The sequence below is a fragment of the Leifsonia sp. Root227 genome, from assembly GCF_001428745.1.
Lineage (GTDB): Bacteria > Actinomycetota > Actinomycetes > Actinomycetales > Microbacteriaceae > Leifsonia.
This window is the reverse complement of record NZ_LMIO01000003.1, coordinates 199,157-225,518: the sequence shown is the minus strand read 5'-3', so window position 1 is coordinate 225,518 and position 26,362 is coordinate 199,157. Positions and strand designations below refer to the sequence as shown.

23 protein-coding genes are annotated in these 26,362 nt (G+C 67.4%); 3 read left to right on the top strand and 20 right to left on the bottom strand.

Going from position 1 to position 26,362, the window contains the following annotated elements; translation table 11 throughout:
- The first annotated feature begins 61 nt into the window (after positions 1-61).
- Positions 62-1,294 carry a hypothetical protein gene (locus ASE16_RS11175; RefSeq protein ID WP_162255974.1) on the top strand — a complete coding sequence of 411 codons (1,233 nt, stop codon included), beginning with the start codon at positions 62-64 and terminating at the stop codon, positions 1,292-1,294.
- 7 nt (positions 1,295-1,301) lie between these two features.
- Here the strand turns inward: ASE16_RS11175 and ASE16_RS11170 are convergent, their stop codons facing one another.
- The 15 genes from ASE16_RS11170 to ASE16_RS11100 all read right to left on the bottom strand — a co-directional run bounded on the left by ASE16_RS11170 (position 1,302) and on the right by ASE16_RS11100 (position 18,123).
- The gene (locus ASE16_RS11170; protein WP_157480330.1) at positions 1,302-2,339 is read right to left on the bottom strand and encodes a hypothetical protein; all 1,038 of its coding nucleotides are present in this window, start codon (positions 2,337-2,339) and stop codon (positions 1,302-1,304) included.
- Positions 2,332-3,765 (bottom strand): O-antigen polymerase, encoded by a 1,434-nt coding sequence (locus tag ASE16_RS11165; protein WP_055894900.1) that lies wholly within the window; start codon positions 3,763-3,765, stop codon positions 2,332-2,334. Before ASE16_RS11165 ends, ASE16_RS11170 begins: the two co-directional genes overlap by 8 nt.
- The gene (locus tag ASE16_RS11160; protein WP_055894897.1) at positions 3,762-4,922 is read right to left on the bottom strand and encodes a glycosyltransferase family 4 protein; all 1,161 of its coding nucleotides are present in this window, start codon (positions 4,920-4,922) and stop codon (positions 3,762-3,764) included. The genes ASE16_RS11165 and ASE16_RS11160 overlap by 4 nt, the downstream gene beginning before the upstream one ends.
- Positions 4,919-5,860 (bottom strand): NAD-dependent epimerase/dehydratase family protein, encoded by a 942-nt coding sequence (locus tag ASE16_RS11155; protein ID WP_055894894.1) that lies wholly within the window; start codon positions 5,858-5,860, stop codon positions 4,919-4,921. Before ASE16_RS11155 ends, ASE16_RS11160 begins: the two co-directional genes overlap by 4 nt.
- A complete protein-coding gene (locus tag ASE16_RS11150) occupies positions 5,857-6,516 on the bottom strand; it encodes a NeuD/PglB/VioB family sugar acetyltransferase (protein ID WP_055894892.1) in 660 nt (219 codons plus the stop codon). Before ASE16_RS11150 ends, ASE16_RS11155 begins: the two co-directional genes overlap by 4 nt.
- Positions 6,513-7,142, bottom strand: a complete 630-nt coding sequence (locus ASE16_RS11145) for a sugar transferase (protein WP_055894891.1) — start codon at positions 7,140-7,142, stop codon at positions 6,513-6,515. The genes ASE16_RS11150 and ASE16_RS11145 overlap by 4 nt, the downstream gene beginning before the upstream one ends.
- Positions 7,139-8,275 carry a DegT/DnrJ/EryC1/StrS family aminotransferase gene (locus tag ASE16_RS11140; RefSeq protein ID WP_200949625.1) on the bottom strand — a complete coding sequence of 379 codons (1,137 nt, stop codon included), beginning with the start codon at positions 8,273-8,275 and terminating at the stop codon, positions 7,139-7,141. Before ASE16_RS11140 ends, ASE16_RS11145 begins: the two co-directional genes overlap by 4 nt.
- A complete protein-coding gene (locus ASE16_RS11135; protein ID WP_235500466.1) occupies positions 8,272-10,041 on the bottom strand; it encodes a polysaccharide biosynthesis protein in 1,770 nt (589 codons plus the stop codon). The genes ASE16_RS11140 and ASE16_RS11135 overlap by 4 nt, the downstream gene beginning before the upstream one ends.
- Before the next feature lie 266 nt (positions 10,042-10,307).
- Positions 10,308-11,894: a glutamine-hydrolyzing GMP synthase gene (guaA, locus tag ASE16_RS11130; RefSeq protein ID WP_055896360.1), complete on the bottom strand. Its 1,587-nt coding sequence runs from the start codon at positions 11,892-11,894 to the stop codon at positions 10,308-10,310.
- 22 nt (positions 11,895-11,916) lie between these two features.
- Positions 11,917-12,366 carry a DUF3817 domain-containing protein gene (locus ASE16_RS11125; protein WP_055894888.1) on the bottom strand — a complete coding sequence of 150 codons (450 nt, stop codon included), beginning with the start codon at positions 12,364-12,366 and terminating at the stop codon, positions 11,917-11,919.
- Between the two features lie 4 nt (positions 12,367-12,370).
- On the bottom strand, positions 12,371-13,162 hold the full coding sequence (locus ASE16_RS11120; protein WP_055894885.1) for an SURF1 family protein: 792 nt from the start codon (positions 13,160-13,162) through the stop codon (positions 12,371-12,373).
- A gap of 45 nt (positions 13,163-13,207) precedes the next feature.
- Entirely contained in the window at positions 13,208-14,560 is a 1,353-nt protein-coding gene (locus ASE16_RS11115; RefSeq protein WP_055894883.1) for a cation:proton antiporter, read from the bottom strand.
- A 2-nt stretch (positions 14,561-14,562) separates the two neighbouring features.
- Positions 14,563-15,093 (bottom strand): cation:proton antiporter regulatory subunit, encoded by a 531-nt coding sequence (locus tag ASE16_RS11110; RefSeq protein ID WP_055894880.1) that lies wholly within the window; start codon positions 15,091-15,093, stop codon positions 14,563-14,565.
- Positions 15,094-15,180: 87 nt separating this feature from the next.
- Positions 15,181-16,968 (bottom strand): glycerol-3-phosphate dehydrogenase/oxidase, encoded by a 1,788-nt coding sequence (locus ASE16_RS11105; protein WP_082581393.1) that lies wholly within the window; start codon positions 16,966-16,968, stop codon positions 15,181-15,183.
- A gap of 36 nt (positions 16,969-17,004) precedes the next feature.
- A complete protein-coding gene (locus tag ASE16_RS11100; protein ID WP_055894875.1) occupies positions 17,005-18,123 on the bottom strand; it encodes a GuaB3 family IMP dehydrogenase-related protein in 1,119 nt (372 codons plus the stop codon).
- A 44-nt stretch (positions 18,124-18,167) separates the two neighbouring features.
- Between ASE16_RS11100 and ASE16_RS11095 the strand changes: the two genes are divergently transcribed.
- Positions 18,168-19,313 (top strand): MalY/PatB family protein, encoded by a 1,146-nt coding sequence (locus ASE16_RS11095; protein ID WP_055896357.1) that lies wholly within the window; start codon positions 18,168-18,170, stop codon positions 19,311-19,313.
- A 32-nt stretch (positions 19,314-19,345) separates the two neighbouring features.
- On the opposite strand, the gene ASE16_RS11090 is transcribed toward ASE16_RS11095, so the two are convergent.
- The 4 genes from ASE16_RS11090 to groES all read right to left on the bottom strand — a co-directional run bounded on the left by ASE16_RS11090 (position 19,346) and on the right by groES (position 24,092).
- Entirely contained in the window at positions 19,346-21,034 is a 1,689-nt protein-coding gene (locus tag ASE16_RS11090) for an ABC-F family ATP-binding cassette domain-containing protein (RefSeq protein ID WP_055894873.1), read from the bottom strand.
- 112 nt (positions 21,035-21,146) lie between these two features.
- Positions 21,147-22,649 (bottom strand): IMP dehydrogenase, encoded by a 1,503-nt coding sequence (guaB, locus tag ASE16_RS11085; protein WP_055894870.1) that lies wholly within the window; start codon positions 22,647-22,649, stop codon positions 21,147-21,149.
- An 88-nt stretch (positions 22,650-22,737) separates the two neighbouring features.
- Entirely contained in the window at positions 22,738-23,709 is a 972-nt protein-coding gene (gene rarD, locus ASE16_RS11080) for an EamA family transporter RarD (protein ID WP_414843031.1), read from the bottom strand.
- 86 nt (positions 23,710-23,795) lie between these two features.
- Positions 23,796-24,092: a co-chaperone GroES gene (gene groES, locus ASE16_RS11075; RefSeq protein WP_055894868.1), complete on the bottom strand. Its 297-nt coding sequence runs from the start codon at positions 24,090-24,092 to the stop codon at positions 23,796-23,798.
- Between the two features lie 151 nt (positions 24,093-24,243).
- Here groES and ASE16_RS11070 point away from each other — a divergent pair, with 151 nt between their 5' ends.
- Complete coding sequence (locus tag ASE16_RS11070; protein ID WP_055894866.1) at positions 24,244-25,434, top strand: THUMP-like domain-containing protein; 1,191 nt, start codon at positions 24,244-24,246, stop codon at positions 25,432-25,434.
- Positions 25,435-25,510: 76 nt separating this feature from the next.
- Here ASE16_RS11070 and ASE16_RS11065 read toward each other — a convergent pair whose 3' ends face one another.
- A complete protein-coding gene (locus ASE16_RS11065; protein ID WP_055896350.1) occupies positions 25,511-26,155 on the bottom strand; it encodes a DUF4190 domain-containing protein in 645 nt (214 codons plus the stop codon).
- Positions 26,156-26,362: the final 207 nt, after the last annotated feature.

Genomic DNA, 26,362 nt, shown 5'->3' with positions numbered 1-26,362 from the left:
CTCGGGCTCGACAGCGCGGGATGCGTTCCGCTGGGTCATCGTGATCTCCCTCGCTTACGTGATGTTCCGGCCCGTCAGTCATAATTCGTTGCTCCTTCCGGCCTTAGGTCTCGTCGCCGCAGGGTCGCTCGGCCTCGTCGTCACAGCGCATCCCTTCCGCTTGCCCGCGCGACCGATCGTCGTGGTGTTCGCACTCGTATTCCTGACGGGGATCTACGGATCGCTCCTGGGCATCGGAAATCCGGGGCTCGCGAACGGCGTGCTGGTCTGGATCGCCGCACCGATTCTGTTCGCGCTCCTCGTGTGGGCGGCCGACGAGACGCTGATCCGCATGATCTTGCTCGCGGCAGCCATCATGACGATCGCGATCTCCGCGATCGCTCTCAGCTATGTCGCGCTGTCCGTTGCAGGTTTTCGCGAGTTCCCCGCCTGGCTGGTCGGTCAACTCGGCTTGAGTTTCGACGGCCATTCCTTCGGCATCACCACCATCACGCTCTACGGACTATCCACTCTCGTGGCGACGTGCCCGCTCTGGCTGACAGCGCTCATCCTTCCCCGCCATCGACTCCTGCCTGGAAAATGGATGTCTGGGCTCGCAGGTGTCGCGGCCTTTCTTACGTCCCTTGTTGCCGGCAGGGCAGCGATCACTATCGTGGCCCTTATCGTCCCGATCGCGGTGTGGATCGTCTGGCGCGTATACTCCTGGCGGCGCCCACGCACCCGCTTCGTCGCCTTCGCACCACTCGTGGTCGCCGCTCTCGCCGCACTTGCAATCCTCGCCCTGTCCGCCCTGGGTAATAGCGCCGTCGCTCGCGCCTGGGACAGGGTCGCTTCCATCATCACGGGCTCCGGTCAGACGATCGAGGACCAGATCCGTGCGGAGGAGAGCCACGAGCTGATCGCGGGCTGGCTGTCGTCCCCTGTCCTCGGACATGGATTCGGAGCCGTCATCCCCGGGTACTCCCGCAACGAGTCTCGACCGTGGAACTTCGAGCTGCAGTACCACCTCATACTCTTCCAGGTCGGCATCGTCGGGGCTCTCGTTATGCTTGTCGCCGCTGTCGTTGGTGTTCTTGCCCTCATCCGCTCGTTCCGTGTCACTCCCGAGCTGGCGCCCGTTCTCTTCGTCGTCACGGCGGGGGCGTCCGCGCTACTGATCGCCAACGCGTCGAATCCTTACCTCCAGGCGCCGGGGAACATGTGGGCGCTGTTTCTGCTGCTTGCATTGATCAACGTCGCCCTATTGGGCGGTCGGCGCACCTCAGCCGCGCAGATCGTAGACGACACGGACTGAGTCGTGATCACGCCAGTCCCAGCGCACCCTTCCACGCTGGCGTCCAAGCATTGAAGCTGTAGTGCTCATCCACTGCCGTCCGCGCGCTGGCACCGCGCACAGCACGTCCAACAGCGCCTTCCGTCAGAAGGGATTCGATCGCCGCGTACCAATCGTCATCCGAACGGGCAGCGTATCCGTTTCCCAGGGCGAGCACACGCGTGTTCGCGCCGACGTCGTCGCCGATCGACGGGAGGGCTGCCGCTCCATACTGAAGCAGCTTGTACGCGCATTTACCTCTGGTCCACGCGTTATCCGGCATGGGCATGATCCCGAAGTCGCCCCGAAGGAGATCCGTGGCGAATGTATCACGCCGCCACTGGACACGCTCGATCATCGCATCCAGGTCCCCGAGGGACCTGTTCCCCGCGCTGATAACGACCAGGCGAAGCCCGAGGTTTCGGTGTGCTGCGAGCAGAGGCCTGGCGATGCGCAGGAGGTAGTCTTCCGTGCTGGGCGATCCGAGCCAGACGGCAGTCGGAGCCTCGGTGTCTCGATGGTGCTTCTGCTTATAATCGTCGGGCTCTACGCAGCTCGGAATGACTGTGACGGCGGGACTGTGCACCGACGCGGCATCGGCGAGATAGTCGTTTCCCGCGACGACGACGTCAGCAGCTCGGACGGCTCGCAACCAGATCCTCGCCTTCGGCCAGAGTCGCTCCGACAGTCCGGCCTGAGAGAGCATGAGCGCATCGTCGAAATCGTAGACGCCACGCCCTGCCCGCGTGAGGATCCGCGCCTCGAGCCGCCCGGTGCTGAACGGGCTCGCTTGTCGAGACACGATGGAAGCGCCTGACGCACCGCGTGCGGCGAGCCGCCGCACGCGCACTTCCGCCTCGGGAATTCGGTACGACTGGCGCGCGAGCGCGCCCAGGCCGTTGGACGAACCACCAAGGTAATCGGACCCTTCGGGAGGAAGGCCGAGATGGTCGAGCCAATCGAACACGCGGACTCGCGCACTCCCAGCACCTCGTCCATAGCTGGTGTACGCCGTGACGTTAGCCATCTGCTCCCCCCGTGGCAGTCGTCGCCGCCAGCCGAACCTGGCCACCACGCCCGGCCAGCACCCGTGAGTAGAGCAGCGAAAGCAGTACCACGTAGACAAGCTCTGACAGGAACAGCGTGTTGTTGATCTTGGTGATGAACGGAGCGAGAAAGATCGTCGAAAGGAAAGCGCTTTGCAGCCAGAACATCATCGCCGACGCTCGACGCCTCAGGTATAGCAGCGCGATCACGCCACCGAGCAGCACTGATCCGACGACGACCCCGTAGATGCGGAAGTCGCGATAGAACGGTTCAAGCCAGGTGTAGACATTGGTAAGCACACCCGTATCGATGAACGGGCTGATCGGATCGACAGACGGGGCACCCGGGATCGCCTTCAGCAGGGCCCCGAAAGTGCTGGCGCCCCAGGTCTGGGGGTTGTAGTCCCCGACGAGGATGGAACCCTGCACGCGCTGCGGAGGCCATGCGTGGTTGTTGGAGTCCACCAGCTGCAGGAAACCCATCGTGCCCGAGGTGTAGTACTGGAACGGCGAGACGAGGCCCGATCTGGCCAGTGGCTCGGAGACCGCTCCGCTATTGAGAGCTTGCTGTCCGGTTTTATCCAGAGCGCCGCCGACGATCTGGAAGGCGAGCAAGCCCACGATGCCGAAGGCAACCAGCGCTGCGCCGATGCGCCACGGCCGCCCCAGTGCCAGCCAGCGCCCGCGAAGCCCACGCGCAGGGGGCAGCTCGGAGGCCCCGCTGTCGGTCTGAGCGCCGAGCGGCTGGGTGATCAACACAGCGCAAAGCCAAAGCACAGCCATGAACAGATTCGTTCGCTGAAGCAGGGCGAGCATAGAAAGCGCCAGCGCCACCATGCCGACGACCCTGACCCAGAGAGCGAGTGGCCTGTCAACCGCCGCTTTGTAGCCCAGCACGACGAACAGGAGGGGCCCCAGATAGAGCAGGATGCGCGCCGCTAGCGGAACCGATTCGAGGTACGACTCTCCGTGAGCTCCGCGGACCATCTTGGGGTCGGTGATCAATGTCAGGATGCCGAAGCGAAACTGGATCGTCAGGAGGTATGACCCGAAGGCTCCAGCGTAGACGATCGCAACGCCTAGGAGCGTCCACCTGTTCATCAGGTGCGTGCGCGACGAAACCTCGTTGGCTGACGATGTGAATGTGCGCCTTCGTTCCCTGAACCAAGTGACCGCCATCGCACCCAGGTTGAACCCTGCCAGCCCCGCCGTCAGTGTCAGCCACGCCCAGACAGAGGCGTCCTTGTACGCGATCAGATTGGTCCCGATCAGCAGCAGCGCTCCCGCCCAGACGATGTTGTGGCACAGGACTATCAGGAAGACGCTCCGGAACCGGTATCGCACTGCGACCGTCAGACCTGCGAGCAGGACGAGGAGGATCAGACACCACACGGGATTCGGCATCATGCGCTCTCACCCACGAGTTCGCGATAGAACCGCTCCTGCGCCGCCCAAACCACCGAGCGGTCGAACCGCTCGCGGGCGCGCAGCTTCGCCGCGGCGCCGAAGCGCTGCCGCAGGGCCTGGTCGGCGATCAAGCGTCGCAGGCCATCCGCCAGCGCGTCCGCGTCGCCCGCGGGCACGACGATGCCTGTCTGACCGTCCACGACGGAGTCGACGGCGCCCGTCGCGGTTGTCGTCACCGTCGGCACGCCTGCCGCAGCGGCTTCGAGGACCACGTTGGGGAAGCCCTCGCGCAGGGTGGGCAGGCAGAGCACATCCATCAGCGCATAGTACCTCTCCGGATCGTTCACGAAACCAGTGGTGACCGTCGTGATACCCGGGGACGGCGGGATGAGGTCGGCGACGGATGCGTCGCCCTCCACTCCCCCGACGATGAGGAGCTGGAAGGCCGTCCCCTGATTTGCAAGACGCTCTACCGCCGCGCTGAGGACCAGCAGGCCCTTGTCCTCCGTCAGACGGCCGACGAAGCCCACCACCGGCGTCTCGGTGGAAAGGACGAGCTCGGCGCGCAGGCGGTCGAGCGTGTCCGGCGACGGCAGGGAGCGCTCGAAGGCGTCGACGTCGATGCCGTTGGAGCTTCCGTCTCCGAGGACGGTGATCGCATCCGGAGACGCCAGTTTCAGTTCCACCGCCCGGGATGCGAGGCTCGCGCTCACTGCGAGCGTCTTGGTCGCCGAGCGGATCGTGAGCCGCTCGAGGAAAGTGAAGATCCGCCTGCTCACGCCCGTCGACGTCTCCAGGCGCAGGCCGCGGAGCATGTAGACGCGCCCTGGGACCTTGGTCAGGCGACCGGCGATACCGCCGAGCAGCCCCGCCTTCGGGGTTCCGACCGAGATCACATCGGGGCGCAGGCGGCGGAGCAGACGCACCCAGGCGATCAGCGAGCGCAGGTCGGACAGCGGGGACGGCTCACGCGCCATCGTCAGCGGGTGGACCGTCACGCCGTCGGCGCCGTTCAGCGCATCCAGCCGCGCGCCGGGCGAGCACACCACGTGGACGTCCCAGCCGCGATCGGCGAGGAACTGCGGGAAGCCCGCCATCAGTCGCAGTGACAGGTCGACCGTAACGCCGAGGACGATGCGCGGCCTACGCGCGGTCATCGGCTCTCGTGCCGCTCGCGATACCAGTCGATGGTCCGGCCGAGAGCCGTCTCGAAGTCCGTAGGCGCGACATCAGGGAACAGCTCCCTGATGCGGATGCCGTCCGCTTGGGAGGCGCGCACGTCGCCGACCCGCGGCTCCACGTGCTCGACAGCGATCTCGATACCCAGGTGATCCTTCATCAGATCGATGACGCGCAGCAGCGGCGTGCTAGTGCCGAAGGCAAGGTTCACCGGGTCGGTGGAGCTGACCTTGCGCTGGACGGCGTCCAGCAGCGCGGCACAGACCGTTTCGACGTAGGTGAAGTCGCGGGACTGTAGGCCGTCGCCGTGGACGGTCAGCGGCTGGCCGTTCAGGGCTGCGTCGAGGAACTTGGGGATCACGGCCGCGTACACGTGGTCGGCGGCCTGGTATGGGCCGAAGACGTTGAAGAACCGGAAGGCGAGGGTGCGCATCCCGTACGAATAGCCGTACGCGATCGTGTAGCCCTCTGTCGCGTGCTTGGTGACCGCGTACGGGCTCATCGGGCGCGTCCAGTCGAACTCCGACTTCGGCAGCTTGGTGTTGCTGCCGTAGACCGAGCTCGACGATGCGACCACCACGTGCTCCACACCGGCGAGCCTCGCGGCTTCGAGCACGTGCAGCGTTCCGGTCGCGTTGGCGTGGTGTGACGGCAGCGGGGCGGCGATCGAGCGAGGCACGCTGCCGAGGGCGGCGAGGTGCACGACGGAGTCGACGCCGGCCACGGCCTCGTTCATGGCGTCCTCATCGAGGATCGACGCCTCGATGAAGCGCACATCGACGCCGTCGAGGTTCTCCAGACGACCGGTGCTCAGGTCGTCGATGACGCGGACCTCCGCGTCGGGGACCTGCGAGGTGACGTAGCGTGCGAGGTTGGAGCCGATGAAGCCGGCGCCTCCGGTGATGAGTAGTTTCATTGGTCTTTCGAGTATTGACGTGCAGGAACACCGACCACGGTGCTGCCTTCGGGGACATCTTTGGTGACGCAGGCCGCAGCGCCGACGACGCTGCCCCCTCCGACACGGAGACCTTGCAGCACCACGCTACCGGCTCCGATGAGAGTGGATGCGCCGATATGGACCTCGCCGGAGACGATCGCGCCGGGGTTGACGGAGACGAAGTCGTCCAGCACAGCATCGTGGCCGACGATGGCGCCGGGATTCAGGTGCGCACCGCGCCCGAGCCGGACGTTGGTCGAGACCTGGACGCCGGAGCAGATCACCGAGCCTGGTCCGATCTGCGGAACAGAACCGACGACGGCGAGCGGGTGGATGAGCGTGGCCGGTTCGAGCCCGGCGGCGCGCAGCTTCCCGTCTATCCGCTCCCTGATGGCAGGACTGCCGATGGCGACGACGTATCGTGCGGACCCGCCTCCGGCCAGCCAGGGGTCTATCGGGCCGAGGAATGCCACGCCCCGCGCTGCCAGACGACGGGCGACGACATCGTCGGCTCCGTCGTCGAGCACACCGAGGATGTCGAAATGTTCCGGGTCGGCCGCGTTGACGGCCTCTGCGACGTCAAGCGTCTCGCGGCCGAACCCCCCACCACCGACGACGACGAGAGGAACCGTCACGCGCCGCCTCCCGACGGCTCCGCCGCACCGAACTCCGGCATGGTGACGTGACCGTCGTGAGAGATGCCCTCGCGAACGAAGACGGAGCGCAATGTGCGCACCAGGATCAGCGCATCCAGGCGGAAGCTTCGAGTGTCGACGTACTCGACGTCGAGCTCCAGCCTGCGCTCCCACGGCACGTCGTTGCGGCCGCTCGACTGGGCGAGGCCCGTGATGCCTGGCCGCACCTCGTGGCGCCTGGCCTGCCGCGGAGTGTACCGCTCCAGGTACGAGACGAGCAGGGGACGGGGACCGACGAAGCTCATGTCGCCGCGCAGCACGTTCACGAGGCTCGGCAGCTCGTCCAGGCTGGAAGCGCGCAGGGCCTTGCCGAACGTGGTGAGGCGGTCTTCGTCTGTCACGAGTCCGGCCTCGACGTCGACCGATTTCATGCTGCGGAATTTGCGCAGGGTGAAGATCGTGCCTCCGCGGCCCGGCCGCGGCTGCGCGAAGATGACGGGACGACCGAGCTTCACGGCGACCAGCACCGCGACGACGCCGATCACGGGCGAGAGCACGACAAGCAGAATGCCGGACGCCACCGCATCCAACAGCCGTTTGCCGCTGTCATACCCTCGCCTGCTCACGAATGCGCTCCGAGGAAACCGTGGATGCGATCCTGCACGCGGTCGAGCTGTTCTCCATCGAGCACGGAACCGCTCGGCAGGGTGATGCCCACCTCGAACAGGTGCTCCGCGCTCCCGTCGACGACGGCGCCCGCGTCGGCGAACGCCGGCTGCAGGTGCATCGGCTTCCACAGCGGACGGCTCTCGATCTGGTCGGCGTTCAGCCACTCGCGCAGCTCTTCGGCCGTCCAGCCGGACTCGGATGGCTCGACCAGGATGGAGGTCAGCCACTTGTTGTCGGCCTCGTCGCCAGCCCCCTGGAAGATCGTCACACCGGGAACCGGCGCGAACAGGTCGCGGTAAAGCTCGCGGACGGCGGCGCGGCGGGCGATCATGCCGTCGAGGCGGGAGAGCTGCGCGCGACCGAGCGCCGCGAGCAGGTTGCTCATCCGGTAGTTGTATCCGATGTCGACGTGCTCGTAGTGCACGACGGGCTGACGCGCCTGCGTCGCCAGGTAGCGAGCGCGAGAGGCGAGCGACTCGTCGTCGGTCAACAGCATCCCGCCACCCGACGTGGTCAGGATCTTGTTGCCGTTGAAGGAGAGCGCGGCGGCGACGCCGAACGAGCCCGCCGGCTTGCCGCGATAGCTCGCACCGAGCGACTCCGCCGCATCGGCCAGCACCGGGATCCCGTAGCCCTCGGCCAGCGGAAGGATCGCGTCGTAGTCGGCCGACCGACCGAGCAGGTCGACGGGGACGATCGCGGCGACGTTGCGTCCCTCGGCGGAGAGCTGCGAGAGCGCCTGCTCGAGCAGGGCAGGGGAGATGTTGCCCGTGACCGGGTCCGCGTCGACGAAGAACGGCGCCGCGCCCGTGTATGCGATGGCGTTGGCCGTCGCGGCGAACGTCATCGTCGCCGTGACCACCGTGTCGCCCCGGCCGACACCCAACCCGAGAAGAGCGAGATGCAGCGCGGCCGTGCCGGATGACAGGGCGACAGCGTGCTCGACGCCGACGCGCTCGGCGATCTCCCGTTCGAAGCCATCGACGTCGGGGCCGAGCGGCGCGATCCAGCCGGACCGCATGGCGTTCAGGACATACTCCTGCTCGAGGTCTCCGACATCCGGCGAAGACATGTAGATCTTGGAACTCACCGCGTCACTCCCCCGAGGCTTCCGCGCTCGATTCCGACGATCGCCGTCTCGGCCTGGTCGTCCTCCCAGCGGCGCTGCCACTCCGAGCGGTCGAGCCTGCTCGGATCGATGGGCAGCACGCGGGCGTGCGAGATGAGCGAGTGGGTGCGGTGCGCGCCCTGCTCTCCGACGCCGGTCAGCTCCTCGTGCAGCTTCTCGCCATCACGGAGGCCGGTGTAGATGATCTCGAGGCTCTTGCCTGACTGAGCGATCATGCGCCTGGCGATGTCCAGGATGCGCACCGGCTTTCCCATGTCCAGGATGAGCACCTCGCCCGGCGAGCCGATCGCGCCCGCCTGCATCACCAGCTGGCACGCCTCCGGGATGGTCATGAAGTAACGGGTCGCATCCGGATGCGTCACCGTCAGGGGCTTGTTGGCCGCGATCAGCGCCTGGAAGGTCGGCAGGAGCGAGCCTCTGCTTCCGAGCACGTTGCCGAACCGCACGGACAGGTACGAGTGACCCGTCTCCTTGCCCGCCCACGCCGTGAGGCGCTCTGCCGCCCGCTTGGAGTGGCCGAGGATGCTCGTGGGGTTGGCCGCCTTATCGGTGGAGATGTTCACGAACGTCTCAACGTCGATGTCCATCGCGGCACGAAGCACATTGAGGGTTCCGAGGACGTTGGTCTTCCACGCCTCGTCCGGATACTGCTCCAGCATCGGCAGGTGCTTGAGCGCTGCCGCGTGGAACACGACCTCCGGCCGACGCGAGACGAAAATGCGCTTGACGGCGTCGGCGTCGCGGATGTCCGCGAGGATGACGTCCGTGGAGTCGAGGAGCCCGTGGCCGGAGATCTGGAGCTGCGTCTGCTGGAGTCCGGTCTCGTCGCGGTCGAGCATCATCAGTTCCGCTGGGCCGAACTTCGCGATCTGCCTGCACAGCTCTGAGCCGATCGAGCCGCCGGCCCCTGTGACGAGGATGCGCTTGTTCGACAGATAGTCGGCGATGGATGCGACGTCGGTGTCGACCGGGTGCCGACCGATGAGGTCCTCGATGGACAGGTCGCGCACGTCCTTGAGGGTGGTGCGTCCGTCGTTCACGTCATCGAGCTCCGGCAGCACCTTGACCTTGAGGCCGACGGTATCGGCGATGGTGGTGACGCGCTGGAGCAGGTTGGAGTCAGCCCTGGCGACGCACACGATCAGCGCCGTCGCGCGCGTGGCGTTCGCGACCTTGACGATGTCCTTGAACCGGCCGAGCACCGGCACACCCATCAGGTGCAGGTTGCGCTTGCTCCTGTCGTCGTCGAGGAAGCCGACGGGGATGTACTCGGACTCGCGGTCGGTGAGCATCCTGCGCACCATCAGGCTGCCCATGAACCCGGCCCCGAGCAGAAGAACGGGTTGCGCATTGTCCGGGCGCATCCGCTGGGCGACGTACATGCGCTTGAGGTAGCGCACCGCACCCATCAGGCCGTACGCGATGAAGCCGGAGATCAGCATGAGGCTGCGCGGCACGCCGATCTGGCTGGAGAAGATCACGACGGGCACGGACGAGAAGAGCGCGATCGTCACCACCGTGTACGCGACGGCGCGGGCCTCCTCGAAGCTGCCATAGGTGAAGCGGCCGCGATAGACGCCGAACGTCCAGCCCAGGAGGAGCTGCAGAATGATGACGACCAGGCAGAGGAAGAGCACGGGGACCCAGTGCACCCTCGAGACCACGAAGTCGTAGCGGAACACGACGGCAGCGACGACAGCGAGCACCCACGCGACCGCGTCCGTCAAATACTGGACGCCGAAACGAATGAAGATCGACTCACCACGCGCTCGCGTCTCATCTTGGACGTGAGTGCTCCAAAGCCAGTTCTTCACGGACATCGGTGGTGCTGACTCGCTTTCGTATCACGGCTGCAGCGGGGTTGGCACAACTGCAGTCGCCATTTTCCCACACATCTTCGAGGTTTTCGTACCCTACGGTATTTAGCACGCGTTAAGGGCCGGGACGCGCGAGCACCCCGGCCCTTGTCAGGCGGCGGCCGGAGCCGGTCCGCCTACTCCCATTCGATCGTTCCCGGCGGCTTCGACGTGACGTCGAGCACGACGCGGTTGACGCCGTCGACCTCGTTGGTGATGCGGTTGGAGATCTTGGCGAGCAGGTCGTACGGCAGGCGGGTCCAGTCCGCCGTCATGGCGTCCTCGCTCGAGACAGGGCGCAGCACGATCGGGTGGCCGTACGTACGTCCGTCGCCCTGGACGCCGACGGAGCGCACGTCGGCGAGGAGCACGACCGGGCACTGCCAGATCTCGGTGTCGAGACCGGCCGCGGTGAGTTCGGCGCGCACGATCGCGTCGGCGTCGCGGAGGAGGTCGAGGCGCTCGCGGGTGACCTCTCCGACGATCCGGATGCCCAGGCCGGGGCCCGGGAACGGCTGGCGGCCGACGATGACCTCCGGCAGGCCGAGCTCGCGGCCGATGGCGCGCACCTCGTCTTTGAAGAGGGTGCGCAGCGGCTCGACGAGCTCGAACTGCAGGTCTTCCGGGAGCCCGCCGACGTTGTGGTGGCTCTTGATGTTCGCCGTGCCGGAGCCGCCGCCGGACTCGACCACGTCCGGGTACAGGGTGCCCTGCACGAGGAAGCGGATCGGGTCGCCCTCGCTGGCCGCTTCGGCGATCAGGTCGGCCTGGGCCTTCTCGAAGGTGCGGATGAACTCGCGGCCGATGATCTTGCGCTTCGTCTCCGGGTCGCTGACACCGGCGAGAGCAGAGAGGAACTGCTCCTCCGCGTCGATGGTGACGAGACGGACGCCGGTGGCCTTGACGTAGTCCTCCTCGACCTGGCGGGCCTCGTCCTTGCGGAGCAGGCCGTGGTCGACGAAGACACAGACGAGCTGGTCGCCGACGGCCTTGTGCACGATGGCCGCCGCCACAGCGGAGTCGACACCGCCGGAGAGACCGCAGATGACACGGCCGGAACCCACCTGGGCCCGGATGGCCGCGACCTGGTCGGCGATCACGTTGCCGCTGTTCCAGTCGGCGGGGATGCCCGCTGCGCGGTGCAGGAAGTTCTCCAGCACGGCCTGGCCGTATGCGGAGTGCTTCACCTCCGGGTGCCACTGCACGCCGTAGAGCTTGCGCTCGTCGTTGGCGAAGGCCGCGACGGGGGTGGAGTCGGTGGATGCGAGGACCTCGAAGCCCTCCGGCGCCTTGGACACAGAGTCGCCGTGGCTCATCCACGCGGTCTGCTCTTCCGGCTGGCCGTCGAGCAGGACGCCCGAATCCAAGATGCGCACCGCGGTCGAGCCGTACTCGCGCAGTCCGGTGTGGGCGACCTCGCCGCCGAGGGCGGTGGCCATCACCTGGAAGCCGTAGCAGATGCCCAGCACGGGGACGCCGAGCTCGAAGATCGCCTCGTCGAGCTGCGGCGCGCCGTCTTCGTAGACGCTGGACGGTCCGCCGGAGAGCACGATGCCGGACGGCTTCTTGGCGGCGACCTCCGCTGCCGTCACGGTGTGCGGCACGATCTCCGAGTAGACGTTGGCCTCACGGACCCTGCGCGCGATCAGCTGCGCGTACTGCGCACCGAAGTCGACGACGAGGACCGGGCCGGACGGGTTGGCCGAATCGGCCCCTCCGAGCAGGTCGGCGAATGCTGGATCGGTGCTAATTTGATGCCTCCACGAGGGTCGCTTCCTCGGCCTCACGGCCGGCCAGATAGGACTTCACCTGCTTGGTGATGCGCGTCTCCACGAAGAACGAGAGGAACGGGACGACGCCACCGAGGGCGATCGCGACGAACTTCGTGAAGTTCCAGCGCATCAGGCTCCAGAGCCGGAAGTCGGAGAAGAGGTACACGACGTACAGCCAGCCGTGTGCGATCAGGATGCCCGTGCTCAGGTCCACGCCGGTCGGCGTCACAGGATCGTTCACCGGCACGAAGGCGAAGACGCCGTGGTTGCCGAACGCGAACATCTGGTAGCCCATGCCGTACTTGATGATCATCTCTACACAGAGGAGCAGCAGCATGATGCCGGTGATGTATGCGAACACCTGGTAGAACCGGAGCGCCCCGCGGATCTTCGGGAAATCGGCGAGCTTGGGAGCGAGGGGCATGGGTCTATTCTACTTTCCCGAGCTGCGTCGCCGTTCCGGCCGCGAGCTCGCGCAGTTCGTCTTCCTTCTCCTTCGCGTCCTTCACCAGGCGATACCAGAGGAAGACCGCGAATCCGGCGAAGATGATCCACTCCGCCGCATAGAAGATGTTGAGCCAGTTGAGCGTGCGCTCCTGGATGGGCGGGGGCGACTCGATCTTGGTCAGACCGGCCGGAGGCGTCTTCTCGACGACGTACGCCGAGTACACGTCCATGCCGTCGACGCCTGTCCAGAGGTTGTAGAGCGCCGCGACCGACATCATCGTCATCACCGTGGGGTGCTTCTTGTCCGTCGGCGCCTCCGGGCCCTCCGTCGGCAGCAGCCGGCCGACGATCGCCTGGTCATCGGCCGGCTCTGCGGCGAGACGCTTCATGGCGGACGTGGCGGTCGCCTCGTCGGCCGCCCAGCCGCGCGCGACCGCGAGCGCGACCGGCTTCGCGCCGTCCGCGCCTGGCACAGTCACGTGCGCGACGACCCACCAGCCGGAGGTTCCGTGGTTGAGCCGGCCCTTCAGCAGTTGGTAGTCCTCTGGCACGAACGACCCGGTCACCGTGACGTACTGGCCAGTCGCCGTGTCGGCGATCGGCCCACCCGGCTTCGCCACCTGCGCGAGCGGCAGGACCGTCTCGCTCGGCACGTCGACGACCGTGCCCGCTGCGACGGCGCGCTCGAGCTGCCACTGGCCCAGCCACGCGAATCCACCTGCCAGCAGGAGAGCGAAGACCAGCGCGCCGATCCAGCGAGGGCGCAGCATCATCTGGAACAGCGTGGTCTCTCCACTGCCGGTGGTCGTGCTAATGGCTCAGTCCCGCTTTCGGTCGCTGCTGTCTTGCTGCATGGCCTGGTCGACGACGCGGTCGATGGCCTGCCGGGTGTCGTCCGAGCGCGCCTCAGGGTCGAGGTCGGCCGTGGCAGCCTCCACCAACGCGATCTCCTCGTCGAGCATCGGATCGCGTTCGGGTTTCGTGGCGCGCTTCTTCTTCTGGCGTTTGCCGGTCCGAAGAATCATCGCACCGATCTTCTCGGAGTTTGCTGCGAGGATCGGGCCGATGACGGCCATGATCAGCACGTAGAGCCCGGCGAACGGCTGGATGCGTTCATCCAGCCCTGCGCTCAGCGACAGCGTCGCGAGGATCAGCGCGAATTCCCCGCGGTTCTGCAGGATGACCGTGGTGTTGATGCCTGCCTGTGCGCCCATCCCGTTGATCCACGCCACGAACTGTCCTGCGAGGATGTTCAGCACGATCGTGAGCAGCACGGCCAGCAGCACGGGAACGACCACCGACGGGAACTGGGCGGCGTTCAGCGCAAGACCGAAGTTGAGGAAGAAGAACGCGGCGAAGACGTCGCGCAACGGGATGGCGATGTGCTCGATCTTGTTGCGGTACTTCGTGGCGCCGAGCACGAGACCGATCAGGAACGCTCCGATCGCGTCCGTGACGCCGAGCACCTCCCCGATCCCGGCGAACAGCACTGCGAAGCCGAAGAACAGGATAGTGAAGAGCTCGTCGTCCTTGGTGTGGAACAGCTTCGAGACGTAGCGGCCGCCCCAGCGCGCGATCGTGAACATCACGACGAGGAACGTGAATGCGATGCCGAGTTTCGCGACGATCGGCCAGAAGTCCGTCTCGCCGCTCAGCACCACGGAGACGATCGCGAGGTAGATCGCGATGAAGATGTCCTCGACCACGGTGACCCCGAGGATCATCGGGGTCTCGGTGTTGGCCAGACGTTTCAGCTCGATCAGCAGCTTGGTGACGATCGCGCTGGACGATGTCGCCGTCATGCCGGCGATGATCAGCGCCTCGCGGGTTCCCCAGCCGACCATGAAGCCGAAGATGAGGCCGACGCCCATGTTGACGACGATGTACGAGCCGCCGGAGATGATGAGCTTGCCGAAGTTGCCGAAGAACTCGTCCTGATCGAACTCCAGGCCCAGATTGAACAGCAGGAGGATCAGACCGAAGATCGCGATCAGCTCGATGTAGTTCGACTCGAGATTGAGCGGGAACCACCCGGTGTGCGGGCTGGCGAGCAGCCCGACGATCATGTAGATGGGGATCGCGGGGAGACCCACCAGCTTGCCGAGGCGCCCGAGCACGTATGCCACGAGCAGGAGGACGCCGAGAATGATGAGGTCTTCGCCGAGATGCATGGCTACCCCCCTGGCGGTGCGTCGACGGTGGCGCGCACGGGCAGCTCACCCGAGCGGAAGAAGGCGAACGCCTTGGCGACCTTCTCCGGCGACCCTGCGACGACGAGCGTGTCGCCGGGGAACACCTTGAAGTCGGGGGCGGGCGCCGGGTTCGCGGAGTCCCCGCGCACGACGGCGACGACCGTCAGTCCCGCGATGCCGCGGTCCGCAGGGCTGCCGAGCTGCTGCCCTGCGATGTGGTCTTCGTAGTCGACGCTGAACCAGTCGATGCTGAGGCCGGGGATCTGGTCGAGCGCGGTCAGCGACTCGGTGATCTGCGTTCCACCGAGCAGTTCGGCGAGCGTGTGGGCCTCGTCGTCGTTGAGGCGCAGCGACACCTTCGTCACGTCCGCGCCGTCTTCGTGGTCTGAGAAGGTGATGAGGTCGCTGTGCCCGGACCGGTGGGCGATCACGCCGACCTTTCCGCCATCGTCTGTGACGAATGTGTGCAGCACCCCGACCCCGGGCAACTTGACCCGTCGAACGTCAACCATGTTCCGTCTCCAATTGTGTTGGGGGCAGGTGCACCAAGAATACCGGAGCCACCTGAAGGTGGCTCCGGGCTTGATGGTGTACGGGCCCTACTTCGCCGTCTTTGGCGCCTTCTCGGCTTTCAGCGCTGCTGCGTCGACATCCACGATGTCCGGCGCCTCCAACCGGATGCGGTCGGCCGACTCGTCATCCGGCTGCAACTGGCTCGCCCGCTCGGCGGCGACGCGCTCCAGGTACGTCCGCACCTCGCGCTCCTCCCGCGCTTTGTCCCAGCCGAGCACTCCGGCCAGGAGGCGCGCGGCGACGGGAGCGGCCGAGACGCCGCGGTCCCACGCCTCGATCGAGATGCGGGTGCGCCTGGCGAGCACGTCCTCCAGGTGCAGGGCGCCCTCGTGCGACGCCGCGTACACGACCTCCGCGCCGATGTAGTCGTCCGCGCCCGGCAGCGGGTTGCCGAGCTCGGGGTCGTCGCGCACGAGGTCGAGGATGTCCTCCGCCATCGTGCCGTACCGGTTGAGCAGGTGCTCGATCCTGGCGACATGCAGGCCGCTGTCCGCTGCGATGCGCTTGCGCCTGTTCCACGCGGCCTGGTAGCCCTCCGCGCCGACCAGCGCGATGTCCATCGTCGCACTGCTCGGGATCTTGCCGTCGAGCGCATCCACTGCCGCGTCGATCGCGTCCTTCGCCATGATCCGGTACGTGGTCCACTTGCCGCCGGCGATCACGACCAGGCCGGGCACGGAGTGTGCGACCAGGTGCTCGCGGGACAGCTTGGAGGTCTCCTCCGACTCGCCGGCGAGCAATGGGCGGAGCCCGGCGTACACGCCCTCCACGTCTTCACGGGTCAGCGGGATGCCGAGCACCGCGTTCACGTGGGCGAGCAGGTAGTCGATGTCCGCCGCGGTCGCTGCCGGGTGCGCCTTGTCGAGGTGCCAGTCGGTGTCCGTGGTGCCGATCAGCCAGTGCCTGCCCCACGGGATGACGAAGAGCACGCTCTTCTCGGTGCGCAGCAGCAGGCCCATCTTCGACTGGAACCTGTCGCGCGGCACGACCAGGTGGATGCCCTTGGATGCGCGCACCTTGAACTGGCCGCGCTCCCCCACCATCGCCTGGGTGTCGTCCGTCCACACGCCGGTCGCGTTGACGACCTGCTTGGCGCGGATCTCGAAGCGCTCGCCTGTCTCCAGGTCGTGCGCCTGCACGCCGACCACGCGCTCGCCCACCTTCACGAAGCCCTCGACGCGCACCCTGGTGGCCACGTGAGCACCGTAGTGCGCGGCCGTGCGTGCCAGGTTCGCGACGTAGCGGGCGTCGTCCACCTGGGCGTCGTAATACGTGATGCCTCCGACGAGCGCGTCGTTGGCCAGGCTCGGGATGGCGCGCTGCACCTGCCGCTTGGACAGGTGGCGGTGGTGCGGAACCCCCGGCGGGCGCAAGCCGGTGTAGGAGAAGATGTCGTAGAGCATCATGCCGGCGCCGACGTACGCGCGCTCGATCACCCGCTTCTTCAACGGGTAGAGGAACCGCACCGGCTTCACGAGGTGCGGTGCGATCCGCTGCAGCAGCAGCCCGCGCTCGATCAGCGCCTCGCGCACCAGCCGGAAGTCGAGCTGCTCCAGATACCGGATGCCGCCGTGCACCAGCTTCGACGACCTGCTCGACGTGCCGGATGCGAAGTCACGCGCCTCGACCAGGCCGACGCTGAGACCACGGGTGACGGCATCCACTGCGCTGCCGGTGCCGACGATGCCGCCTCCGACCACGAGGATGTCGAGCTCGGTGTCTTTCAGCGCAGCGATCGCATCAGCTCGCTCTGCCGGGCCGAGCCGTGACGGATACGTCACGGCGGGGTTGGACGTCGATCCTTGTGTGACCATCGTTCTCTCCCTCACTCGGCCGCCTTCGGCCGACTCTTACTGCGCTTGGTACGGTGCGACGACGACCTCGACGCGCTGGAACTCCTTCAAGTCCGAGTATCCCGTGGTTGCCATCGAGCGTCGCAGGGCTCCCACCAGATTCGCAGAGCCCTCTGCGACCGGCGCCGGTCCGTAGAGGATCTCCTCGAGCGGGGCGACCTGTCCGACCTCGACGCGGTTGCCGCGCGGGAGCTGCGAGTGGTGCGCCTCCGCACCCCAGTGGTATCCGCCGCCCGGTGCGTCCGTCGCCCTGGCGAGCGTCGTGCCGAGCATGACGGCGTCCGCTCCGCAGGCGATGGCCTTGACGATGTCGCCGGAGCTGCCGAGCCCGCCGTCCGCGATGACGTGGACGTAGCGTCCGCCCGACTCGTCCATGTAGTCGCGGCGAGCGCCGGCGACGTCTGCGACGGCGGTCGCCATCGGCGCGTGGATGCCGAGGGTGGAGCGCGTGGTGGACGCTGCGCCGCCGCCGAAGCCGACGAGCACGCCGGCCGCGCCGGTGCGCATCAGGTGCAGGGCGGCGGTGTACGTGGCTGCTCCGCCGACGATGACGGGCACATCCAGCTCGTAGATGAACTTCTTGAGGTTGAGCGGCTCGACGCTCTTGGAGACGTGCTCGGCCGAGACGGTGGTGCCGCGGATCACGAACAGGTCGACGCCTGCTGCGACGACGGTCTCGTAGAGCTCCTGGGTGCGCTGCGGCGAGAGGGCGCCTGCGACCGTGACGCCGCCCTCGCGGATCTCGGCGAGGCGCGCAGTGACGAGCTCCGGCTTGATCGGCTCCGCGTAGATCTCCTGCATCCTGGCCGTGGCGTTCTCGGCGGACAGGGAGCGGATCTCGGCGAGCAGGGGCTCAGGGTCTTCGTAGCGGGTCCAGAGTCCTTCGAGGTCGAGGACGCCGAGGCCGCCGAGCTGGCCCATCATGATCGCGGTGGTCGGGGAGACGACCGAGTCCATGGGAGCTGCGAGGAACGGGATGGAGAACTGGTACGCGTCGATGGACCACGACACCGACACATCCTCGGGGTCGCGGGTGCGCCGGCTCGGAACCACGGCGATGTCATCGAAGGCGTAAACGCGGCGAGCGCGCTTGGCGCGCCCGATCTCAATCTCCATACTCACCCGTTCAGTCTATGGCGGAGGGCTGGCAGAGTGGTCTCATGACCGTCGAAGCCTCCCCGCTCTCCCAGCTCAGGATGCGCACCAGCGAGAAATGGCGCGCATATCCAGACGACGTCCTCCCGCTCTTCGTCGCCGAGATGGACTACCCGCTCGCCGAGCCGATCGCGGATGCGCTTCACGCCGCCGTCGCGCGCTCTGACACCGGATACATCGGGCCGGACGAGAGGGCGAAGCGCGCCTTCGCGGGCTTCGCCGCCTCCTCCTGGGGCTGGACGGTGGAACCGGAACGCACCCTCACGACCGCGGATGTGAGCGTGGTGATCGTCGAGTCGCTGCGACTGGCGATCGAGCCAGGCGACCGCGTCATCATCACTCCCCCGGTCTATCCGCCGTTCTACGAGTTCATTCCAGAGGCCGGCGGCGTGGTCGAGGAGGTGCCGCTGCTGTCGTCGGAGACCGACGGCTGGTCGCTCGATCTGGACGGGATCGAGCGCGCATTCGCCGGCGGCGCCAGGGCGTTCCTGCTCTGCAACCCGCACAATCCCCTGGGGCTGGTCCACTCGGCGGAGCAGCTCGCCGCGGTGGCCACGCTCGCTGCGCGCTACGACGCGACGGTGGTGAGCGACGAGGTGCACGCACCGCTGACCCACACCGACGCGACGTTCACGCCGTTCCTGTCTGTGTCCGCGGACGCGCGCCGCCACGGCATCGCCGCCCACGCCGCCAGCAAGGCCTGGAACCTCGCAGGACTCAAGTGCGCGCTCTTCGTGACGGCGGACGACAGGATGACCGACCGCATCCGATCGCTGCCGGTGGAGGTGGAGGTGCGCACTAGCCACTTCGGGCGCATCGCGACAGAGGCCGCATACCGCGACGGACGCGACTGGCTGGTGGATGCGCTGGCCGCGATCCAGGCCAACCGCACTCTGCTCGGCAGCCTGCTGGCCGACCAGCTCCCGGATGTGCGCTACCGCGAGCCGCACGCGAGCTACCTCTCCTGGCTGGACCTGCGCGGGCTCGGCTGGGGCGACGACCCCAGCGCCCGCATCCTGTCGGAGGCGAAGGTCGCGCTGAACCCCGGCACCGACTTCGGAGCGCAGGGCGCCGGGTTCGTGCGGCTCAACTTCGCGTGCTCGGCAGAGGTGCTGACGGAGGCGATCGCGCGCATCCACCGGATGCGCTGAGCCCGGGAAGCGCTGACAGCCAGCCTGACGGTTCAGCGCGCCCGCGCCACGCGGCCTTCGTCCCACACCGGCTCGTCGGCCTCGTAGACCTCGCCGTCCTCTCCGAACATCAGGAACCGGTCGAAGCCGCGCGCGAACCAGCGGTCGTGCGTCACGGCGACCACCGTGCCCTCGAAACCCGCCAGACCTTCCTCCAGCGCCTCGGCCGAGACGAGGTCGAGGTTGTCGGTCGGCTCGTCCAGGAGCAGAAGGGTCGCCCCTGACAGTTCGAGCAGGAGGATCTGCAGGCGCGCCTGCTGGCCGCCGGACAGCGACTCGAACGTCTGCTCCGCTGCGACGGCGAGTCCGTAGCGGTCGAGAACGCGGCTGGCCGCCTCTCGCGGCATCCCGTCTCTGCGGTCGTCGCCGCGATGCAGGATGTCCAGCAGGGTCCTTCCCACCAGCTCCGGATGCTCGTGGGCCTGCGCGAAGAGCCCGGGCGCCACCCGCGCGCCGAGCTTCGCAACGCCCGTGTGCGGAACGGGTGCTCCGGCGACGTCCGCAGACGCGAGGTGCCCGGCGGCAGGGTCGGGGTCCGTCCCTCCCGCCGCGAGAAGCCGCAGGAAGTGCGACTTGCCTGAGCCGTTGGAGCCGAGCACCGCGACCCGCTCGCCGAACCAGATCTCGGCGTCGAACGGGCGCATCAGCCCGGTCAGTTCCAGGCCGTGGCACTCGACGACGCGACGTCCTGTGCGCGCACCGGTGAGGCGCATCCGCACGTTCTGCTCGCGCGGGCGCGCCTCTGGCGGGCCGGCCTCCAGGAACTTCGCGAGCCTGGTCTGCGCCGCCTGGTACGCCGAAGCGAGATCGCTGTTGTACTTCGCCTTCTCTTTGAACCGCAGCACCAGCGCTTTCAGCTTGGCGTGCTCCTCGTCCCAGCGCCTGCGCAGCTCCTCCAGCCTGGCCATGCGCTCCTCGCGCGCCGCGTGATAGCCGCCGAAGCCGCCGCCGTGCGTCCACGTGGTGTTGCCCGCCGCGCCGAGCTCCAGCGTGACGATGCGGTCGGCGGCGCTGGCCAGCAGCTCGCGATCGTGCGAGACGAGCAGGACCGTCTTCGGCGTCGAGCGCAGCTGGTCTTCCAGCCAGCGTTTGCCAGGCACATCCAGGTAGTTGTCCGGCTCGTCGAGCAGCAGCACCTGGTCAGGCCCGCGCAGCAGCGCCTCCAGCACGACGCGCTTCTGCTCGCCACCGGAGAGGGTCCGCACGGTGCGGAGCCTGGCGCGCTCGAACGGGATGCCGAGGGCGGCGACGGTGCAGTGGTCCCACAGCACCTCGTGCTCGTACCCGCCCGCATCCGCGTACTCGGCGAGCGCCGTCGCATAGCGCAGCTGGGTGTCCGTCTCGTCGCGCACGATGATCGCGTCCTCGGCGGCGATCAGCCGCTCGGCCGCCCCGCGCACCGTAGGCGGAGCCACCTGGATGAGCAGGTCGTGCACGGTCCGGTCGTCGCGGACGTGCCCGACGAACTGATCCATCACCCCGAGCCCTCCGTCGATGGCCACCACGCCGGAATCCGGCCGGAGCTCGCCGCGGATGATGCGCAGCAGGGTCGACTTGCCAGCACCGTTCGCGCCGATCAGCGCGGAGACACGGCCGTCGCCGACCCGGAAGCTGACGTCGTCGAGCAGAGGCCGCCCGTCGGCGAGGGTGTACGAGACACCGGCGACGTCGATGTGACCCATGAGGCGAACTCCTGATCTGGATGCGGACAAAGCCTTCCAGAATAGACGAAACCGCCGCCCACGGGGAGGGGACGACGGTTTCGTTCAGCGGAGTGACCCGGCGTAGCCGAGCTCAGCGTGTGTAGTTCGGCGACTCCACGACCATCTGGATGTCGTGCGGGTGCGACTCCTTGAGCCCTGCGGGGGTGATGCGCACGAACTTGCCGCGCTCCTTGAGCTCGGGGATGGTGCGGGCGCCGACGTAGAACATCGACTGACGCAGGCCGCCGAGCAGCTGGTATGCGACGGCCGAAAGCGGGCCGCGGTACGGCACCTGGCCCTCGATGCCCTCGGCGATGAGCTGCTCGTCGCTCGGAACGTCCGCCTGGAAGTAGCGGTCGCGGGAGTACGAGGTCTTCTTGCCGCGGGTCTGCATCGCACCGAGCGAGCCCATGCCGCGGTAGTTCTTGAACTGCTTGCCGTTGACGAAGACCAGGTCTCCCGGCGACTCCGAGGTTCCGGCGAGCAGCGAGCCGAGCATCACGGTGTCCGCACCGGCCACGAGCGCCTTCGCGATGTCGCCAGAGTACTGCAGACCGCCGTCGGCGATCAGCGGCACCCCGGCCGGGCGCGCGGCGAGCGAGGACTCGTAGACCGCGGTCACCTGCGGAACACCGACACCGGCGACGACGCGGGTGGTGCAGATGGAGCCGGGTCCGACGCCGACCTTGATCGCGTCAGCGCCGGCGTCGATGAGTGCCTGAGCGCCGGAGCGGGTGGCGGCCTGGCCGCCGATCACGTCGACGTGCTTGGCGCGCGGCTCGTGCTTCAGCCTGCTGATGATGTCGAGCACGCCGCGGCTCTCTCCGTTGGCCGTGTCGACCACGATGACGTCGACGCCGGCGTCGATGAGGGTCATCGCACGCTCCCAGCCGTCGCCGAAGAAGCCGATCGCTGCGCCGACGCGCAGCCGGCCCTCGTCGTCCTTTGTGGCGTTCGGGTACTTCTCGCTCTTGTCGAAGTCCTTGACCGTGATGAGCCCGCGCAGGCGACCGTCGGCGTCGACCAGGGGGAGCTTCTCGATCTTGTGCTCGGCGAAGATGGCGACCGCGGAGTCCGGGTCGATGCCGACAGGAGCGGTGATCAGGGGCATCCTGGTCATCACGTCGCGCACATAGGTGGTGGTGCGCTCGAACGGCGACACGAAGCGCATGTCGCGGTTGGTGATGATGCCGACGAGGGTGCCGTCCGCCTCGACCACGGGGAGGCCGCTGACGCGGAACTGGCCGCAGAGCGCATCCACTTCTTCGACGGTGGCGTCCGGGGTGGTGGTGACGGGATTGGTGATCATGCCCGACTCGGACCGCTTGACCTTGTCGACGTGCGCCGCCTGGTCTTCGATCGAGAGGTTGCGGTGCAGAATGCCGATGCCGCCCTGCCGCGCCATGGCGACGGCCATGCGGGACTCTGTGACGGTGTCCATCGCGCTCGAGAGGAGCGGAGCGGAGACCGAGATGCGCTTGGTGAGCCGCGAGGAGGTGTCGACCTCACTCGGGATGACGTCCGTGTACCCGGGAAGGAGCATCACGTCGTCGTAGGTCAAACCGATGAAACCGAACGGATCCGACTGATCCATTTCACCCCTTAGTCGTTGCGGAGTTGGAAGAAGTCCGCCGCCACCAGCGCCTGCGGATAATCAATCGTAACGGCAGAACCCTGGTGGTTTATTCCACGGTCGCGACGTCGAGTTCCGCAGCTTTCCGGCCGGAGCGGCTGGCGACGATCATGTCGACGCACAGGATGAGCAGTGCGAACCACACGATGGCGAAACCGAACCAGCGCTCTGGCGGCATGGCCTCGTGCAGCACCACCACGCCGACCAGGAACTGGATGAACGGGGCGAAGTACTGGATGAACCCCATGTAGACCAGCGGCAGCCTCCGCGAGGCAGCGGCGAAGAAGAGGAGAGGCACGGCGGTGATGACGCCGGTACCGACCAGCGCGATCGTGTGCCAGACGCTGACCGTGCCGAGCGTGACGCCGACCGTCGCCCCGACCACGACGAGCTGCACGATGGCGACGGGGGTCAGCCACATGGTCTCCAGGGTCAGTCCGGAAACCGCATCCACTGCCCCACCGACGCGCTTCTTGATGAGGCCGTACAGTCCGAACGAGAAGGCCAGGATGAGCGCGATCCACGGCATCGAGCCGTAGCCGATCGCCAGGACGACCACCGCGATCACGCTCACGCCGACCGCCACCCACTGCGCGACCCGCAGCTTCTCGCGCTGCACGAGCACGCCGAGGAAGACCGTCACGATCGGGTTGATGAAGTACCCGAGCGCCGCCTCGACGACATGGCCGCTGACCGTCGCGAGCACGTAGGTCTGCCAGTTGACATAGATCAGCGCTCCGGCGACGCCCATGGTGAAGACGACCCGCTTGTTCAGCAGCAGGGAGCCGAACGCGCGCCATTTCCTGGTGACCGTGAGCAGGATGGCGCAGAAGACCAGCGAGAACAGCACCCGCCACGCGACGATCTCCCACGCGCTCGCCGGCACGAGCGACAGGAAGTAGATGGGCAGGATGCCCCAGAGGACGTACGCGGAGATGGCGTAGACGAGACCGGAGCGACGGTGTTCGGACAGGGGCTTGGCGGTGACGGGCTCGCTCTGTGATGTTTCGCTCTGGGACACGGAGCGATCCTACGCGCGACGAGGGACACGGAGAACGACGAAGGCCCGGATGCGCGTGCGCATCCGGGCCTTCGAACAGCCTGTCGTCAGCGGACGACGACGGCCAGAACGTCGCGAGCGGAGAGGACGAGGTAGTCCTCGCCACCGAACTTGACCTCGGTTCCGCCGTACTTGGAGTAGATCACCTTGTCGCCGACGGCGACGTCGAGCGGAACGCGGTTGCCGTTGTCGTCGATGCGGCCGGGGCCGACGGCGACGACTTCGCCCTCCTGCGGCTTCTCCTTGGCAGTGTCGGGGATGACCAGACCAGATGCAGTGGTCTGCTCAGCCTCGACCTGCTTGATGACGATGCGATCCTCGAGCGGCTTGATGGAGACCGACACGGTTGACCCTCTTTCCTACAAACACAGGCGTGAACAAAGACGTGAGTTAGCAGCCTCATAGTGAGAGTGCTAACACGAGTTTAGAGGGTGCGTTAGCAGTCACGCAACGTGAGTGCCAAGAGGGTGACGCGGAGGAGGTAGCGTGAGTCGCATGGACCGGTCGGAACTCGTCGAGCTACTCTCCACCGAGGGGCTGCGGCTGCTCGATTCGCTTCCGCCGTACCACTCGGAGCGCGACGTGCTCCGGATGGTCAGCGACCTGCGCAAGGCAGGCCACTCCCCCGGGCTGGTCGCCGCCGTGCTCACCCAGGCCAAGCTCCGTTCGAAGGCCACGGCAAAGTTCGGCGACTTCGCCGAGCGGATGCTCTTCACAGAGGCCGGGCTCGAACAGGCGACCAGGCTGCCGGTCGCCGCCCGGCACGCCGGACGCTTCCAGTCGGCGGGGCTCGAGCGCGTCGCCGACCTCGGCTGCGGCATCGGGGGCGATGCGCTCGCCATCTCCGCGCTCGACATCGAGGTTCTCGCCGTCGACGCCGACGAGGTCACCGCCGCGATCGCCAGCTACAACCTCGCCCCGTTCCCCCGCACGACGGTGGAGCACAGGAAGGCGGAGGACGTCGACCTGCGCTCGTTCGACGGCGTCTTCCTCGACCCGGCCAGGCGAACGGCAGGGCACGGCCAGACCTCCCGTCTCACCGACCCGGACGAGTACTCCCCGTCCCTCGGCTTCGCCTTCGAGCTGGCGACGGGACGGTCCGTCGGCGTCAAGCTCGGTCCCGGCCTCGACCGCGACCTCATCCCCTCCTCCGCTGAAGCCCAGTGGGTCTCGGTGGACGGCCAGGTGGTCGAGATGGGCCTCTGGTTCGGTGTGCTCGCGCGCCCTGGCGTCGGCCGCGCCGCCCTGGTGATCAGAGGCGACGAGGCCGACGAGCTCACCGCGCGCGCTGACAGCGACGACGAGGCGACCGGCGGGCTCGGCGACTACCTCTACGAACCGGACGGCGCCGTCATCCGCGCCAGGCTGATCGGCGACCTCGCGCGCAGCGTCGACGGCCGGATGCTCGCGGACGGCATCGCGTACATCACCTCGGACACCCTCTCCACCACACCGTTCGCCACGGCTTTCCGCGTGATCGAGACGCTGCCGTTCAACGAACGCGACCTGAAGCGCGCCCTCCGCGAGCGCGGCATCGGCACCCTGGAGATCAAGAAGCGGGGCGTGGATGTCGACCCTGCCACGCTCCGCAAGCGCCTCTCCCTGAGCGGCTCGGCGTCCGCGACCTTGCTGCTCACGCGCGTGGCAGGCAAGCACACGGCGATGCTGGTGGAACGCATCCACTGACCCGATCGACTGGCCGGAGACGACGATGGGCCGGGACACGCTCGCGCGCATCCCGGCCCATCGGACAGCCGGAGGATCAGTATCCGCTGTAGTAGTTGCTGCTCGCGCTCACGGCGATGATGAAGATGATGATGACCACCCAGATGATCACAGAGAACAGCACACTGACGAATCCGGTGATGATGCCGGTGAGCCAGAAGCCCTTCGCGGCCGGTTCCTTCCTCTTGCCGATGAAGCCGAGGATGATCGCGGCGACGCCGAACGGGAAGCCGATGCCGTAGACCCAGCCGAGCACGACGCCGATGATGCCACCGACCATCGACAGGATGCTCAGCGTCGGGGACTTGGCGGGCGCCGCATACGGCTGCGCGTATCCGGGGGCAGGCTGGCCGTATGCGGGCTGGCCGTATGGCTGCTGCTGCCCGTACGGCTGCTGGCCATACGGCTGCTGCTGGCCATAGGGCTGCTGCTGCCCGTACGGCTGCTGGCCATACGGCTGCTGCTGACCGTACGGCTGCTGCTGCTGACCGTACGGCTGGCCAGGTGCCTGCGGCTGCTGGCCGTAGCCCGCGGGCGGAACGGGCGCCGCCGGGGGCACGGGCGCTGCCGGAGCCTCGGGCGGGACGGGAGGAACCGCGCCGGTCTGCGCCTCTCCGGTCGGCACGTCGCCGCTCTGTGCGTTGGGGTCCACCGGCTCCGCCGGCACGTTCGGATCGGTCATGAGACCCATCTCCTTCAATCCTGAGAAATTCCTGTAACGCAGCCAATGCTGGCAGCGCGTGCACAGGGGTGTCAACGACAGTCCCCCATCGGCGCCCCCTCGAACCACCATACCGATCGGGATGCGCCACCGTGAGCGTCCGCACAGGAATGGGGACCGCAGTACCACGGTGTGCGGCGGCCGCGCGATACCTCGGTCGTATCCGCG

What these genes read in the sequence shown, in the direction of transcription:
- ASE16_RS11175 (WP_162255974.1), top strand. Translation starts at nt 62, where the DNA reads ATGTTCCGGCCCGTCAGTCATAATTCGTTGCTCCTTCCGGCCTTAGGT.
- ASE16_RS11170 (WP_157480330.1), bottom strand. Translation starts at nt 2,339, where the DNA reads ATGGCTAACGTCACGGCGTACACCAGCTATGGACGAGGTGCTGGGAGT.
- ASE16_RS11165 (WP_055894900.1), bottom strand. Translation starts at nt 3,765, where the DNA reads ATGATGCCGAATCCCGTGTGGTGTCTGATCCTCCTCGTCCTGCTCGCA.
- ASE16_RS11160 (WP_055894897.1), bottom strand. Translation starts at nt 4,922, where the DNA reads ATGACCGCGCGTAGGCCGCGCATCGTCCTCGGCGTTACGGTCGACCTG.
- ASE16_RS11155 (WP_055894894.1), bottom strand. Translation starts at nt 5,860, where the DNA reads ATGAAACTACTCATCACCGGAGGCGCCGGCTTCATCGGCTCCAACCTC.
- ASE16_RS11125 (WP_055894888.1), bottom strand. Translation starts at nt 12,366, where the DNA reads ATGCCCCTCGCTCCCAAGCTCGCCGATTTCCCGAAGATCCGCGGGGCG.
- ASE16_RS11120 (WP_055894885.1), bottom strand. Translation starts at nt 13,162, where the DNA reads ATGATGCTGCGCCCTCGCTGGATCGGCGCGCTGGTCTTCGCTCTCCTG.
- ASE16_RS11115 (WP_055894883.1), bottom strand. Translation starts at nt 14,560, where the DNA reads ATGCATCTCGGCGAAGACCTCATCATTCTCGGCGTCCTCCTGCTCGTG.
- ASE16_RS11110 (WP_055894880.1), bottom strand. Translation starts at nt 15,093, where the DNA reads ATGGTTGACGTTCGACGGGTCAAGTTGCCCGGGGTCGGGGTGCTGCAC.
- ASE16_RS11105 (WP_082581393.1), bottom strand. Translation starts at nt 16,968, where the DNA reads ATGGTCACACAAGGATCGACGTCCAACCCCGCCGTGACGTATCCGTCA.
- ASE16_RS11100 (WP_055894875.1), bottom strand. Translation starts at nt 18,123, where the DNA reads ATGGAGATTGAGATCGGGCGCGCCAAGCGCGCTCGCCGCGTTTACGCC.
- ASE16_RS11095 (WP_055896357.1), top strand. Translation starts at nt 18,168, where the DNA reads ATGACCGTCGAAGCCTCCCCGCTCTCCCAGCTCAGGATGCGCACCAGC.
- ASE16_RS11090 (WP_055894873.1), bottom strand. Translation starts at nt 21,034, where the DNA reads ATGGGTCACATCGACGTCGCCGGTGTCTCGTACACCCTCGCCGACGGG.
- guaB (WP_055894870.1), bottom strand. Translation starts at nt 22,649, where the DNA reads ATGGATCAGTCGGATCCGTTCGGTTTCATCGGTTTGACCTACGACGAC.
- ASE16_RS11070 (WP_055894866.1), top strand. Translation starts at nt 24,244, where the DNA reads ATGGACCGGTCGGAACTCGTCGAGCTACTCTCCACCGAGGGGCTGCGG.
- ASE16_RS11065 (WP_055896350.1), bottom strand. Translation starts at nt 26,155, where the DNA reads ATGACCGATCCGAACGTGCCGGCGGAGCCGGTGGACCCCAACGCACAG.